Source organism: Inquilinus sp. 2KB_23 (assembly GCF_052115705.1).
Taxonomy (GTDB): domain Bacteria; phylum Pseudomonadota; class Alphaproteobacteria; order DSM-16000; family Inquilinaceae; genus Inquilinus; species Inquilinus ginsengisoli_A.
Genome location: NZ_JBFRHF010000072.1, coordinates 1 through 2,487, shown reverse-complemented (window position 1 = coordinate 2,487; position 2,487 = coordinate 1). Strand labels below are relative to the sequence as shown.

Genomic DNA, 2,487 nt, shown 5'->3' with positions numbered 1-2,487 from the left:
ATCAGCACATGCGCCAGCCGGTTCGCACGGCGGTTCAGCTCCGCATAGCTCACCACCTCACCGCCATGCTCCAGCGCCACCGCATCCGGCGTCCGGCGCATCTGCGCCTCGAACAGATCCGGCACCGTCCCGCCAGGCACCGCCCGATCCGTCCCATTCCAACCCGACAGCAGACGGGACCGCTCCTCCGCATCCAGAAGCTCGATCCGGCCCACCGACTGCGATGGATCCGACACCACCGAGCGCAGAAGCCGCACCAGCCGCGACACCAGCGCCGCCGCCGTGTCCCGGTCGAACAGGTCGGGGCGGTGGTCGAGGCGAAGTTGCAGGCGCTCGCCGGGTAGAACCTGCAACATCAGCGGGTAATGCGATGCGTCCCGAACAAGCGCCGAGGTGAGCTCCAATCCGCTGTCGGCAAGCTCCGGCGGATTCCGATCCAACGGATAGTTTTCGAAGACGAGGAGTGTATCGAAGAGGTCGGGGAAGCCGGCGATCTGCTGGATGCGGGTGAGGCCGAGATGCTGGTGGGCGAGCAGGCGGGACTGTTCGTCCTGCAGCCGGGCCAGCAGCGCTTGCAGCGGCTCCGCCGGACGCAGCCGCAAGCGCAGCGGCAGCGTGTTGATCAGCAGCCCCACCATGGCCTCGATCCCGGGCAGATCCGCCGGCCGCCCCGACACCGTCACCCCGAACACGACGTCGTCCCGTCCGGTCAGGCGCCCCAGCAGGATGCCCCAGGCCCCCTGCACCAGCGTGTTCACAGTCAGCCCGAGCCGGCGGGCCTGCCGCGTCAGCGCCGACGTCTGCTCCGTTGTCAGCGCCACCGACACCGTCTCCGGCATCGTCGCCGCCGTCGGCCGCCTCGGTGCCAGCCGCGTCGGTTCCTCCAGACCCTGCAGCGCCTCCCGCCACGCCGCCTCCGCCGCTGGCCCGTCCTGCCGCCGCAGCCAGTCCAGGTAGTCCCGGAACGGCGTCACCCGCGGCAGCCCCTCCCCGGAGCCTCCCGCCCGGTACAGCGCGAACAATTCCCGCAGCAGCAGCGGCGTCGACCAGCCGTCCAGCAGAATGTGGTGGTTGGTGATCACCAGCCGGTGCCGTTCCGGTCCCAGCCGGATCAGCATGAACCGGATCAGCGGCCCCTGCCCGAGATCGAAGCGGTGGCTGCGGTCCGACGCCAGCGCATCCGCCAGCGCCGCCTCCCGCTCTGCCTCGCCGAGGCCCGACAGGTCCAGCTCCGTCCAGGACGGCTCCGCCGCGCGCAGGATCACCTGCACCGGCCGCTCCAGGCCGCCATGCCGGAACGCCGCCCGCAGATTCGCATGCCGCGCCAGCAGCTTGCGCGCCGACCGTCCCAGAASCGGTGCGTCCAGCCGGCCGGCCAGGTCGAACGTCATCTGCACCAGATACGCGTCCGGCCCCTCCTCRTCRTACARCCCATGGAACAGCAGCCCTTCCTGCAGCGGCGTCAGCGGCAGGATGTCCTCGATCACTCCGGCCATTAACGCGMGCTCCTCAACTCGGCTTCGAGCCGTTCGATGGTGGCCTGGTCGAGCTCCACCAGCGGCAGRTCCGACGGCGTCAGCCCCACGCTGCCCACCTCTCCGGCATAGGMCATCAGCCGCTCCAGCAGCCGGAACCATCCCTCCGCCAGATCCCGGACCTCATCCTCCCCGTACAGCCCTGACGCCCATGACCAGTGCGCCACCAGCTCCGGTCCCGCCGGCCGGTCCCATGTCACCGCATCCACCGACAGCCCATGCGCCAGCGGCATCTCAGGGTCGCCACCGCCCAGCGCACCCCACTCCGGCGCCAGGCTCCAATCCGCATCCTCCGGCACCGCGAACCGCCCGAGGTAGTTGAAGCCGATCTGCGGCGCCGCAAACCCCGACAGCGCCTCCTCGCCCCTTCCATCCTGGTACCGCAGCACGCCGTAGCCCAGACCCCCATCCGGCAGCCGCCGCAACTGCTCCTTGATCCGCTTCAGCGCCGTTCCCAGCGACGCACCCCCCGACACCGCATCCCGCAGGTCCACCCCGCCCGCATCCAGACGCACCGGGTACTGGCTCGTGAACCAGCCCACCGTCCGCGACAGGTCCAATCCCGGCGCATCCGCCTCTCGCCCATGCCCCTCCAGATCCACCAGAACCGACGTCGCCGATCCCCGGCCCAGCCCTCGGCGCCAGTCCAGCACCGCCAGGCAGAACCCCGTCAGCAGCACGTCGTTGATCCCGCCCTGTACCAGGCCCGCAGACCGCGTCAGCACCGCCTCCGTCAACCCCGGCGGCAGCGCCAGACGCAGATGCCCTGCCGTCCGCACCCGGTCCCGCTCCGGATCCAGCGGCCGACGCGACAACAGCGCCTCTCCCCCCGCCAGCATCGACCGCCACAGCTCCAGCTCTCCGGCTCGCTTCCCTTCGCTCCCCTCCCGGGCCAGATGCCGGGCCCAGCCCCGGAACGATGTCCCCACCGCCTCCAGCGACACCCGACACC

At 70.8% G+C, this 2,487-nt stretch carries 2 protein-coding genes; both read right to left on the bottom strand.

What is annotated here, in order from left to right:
* Positions 1 to 1,496 (bottom strand): condensation domain-containing protein (locus AB4112_RS35910; protein ID WP_441727243.1); only part of this gene is annotated, 1,496 nt, incomplete at its 3' end.
* The coding region (locus tag AB4112_RS35905; protein ID WP_441727241.1) for a condensation domain-containing protein at positions 1,496 to 2,487 on the bottom strand (992 nt) is incomplete at its 5' end. The genes AB4112_RS35910 and AB4112_RS35905, both read right to left, overlap by 1 nt.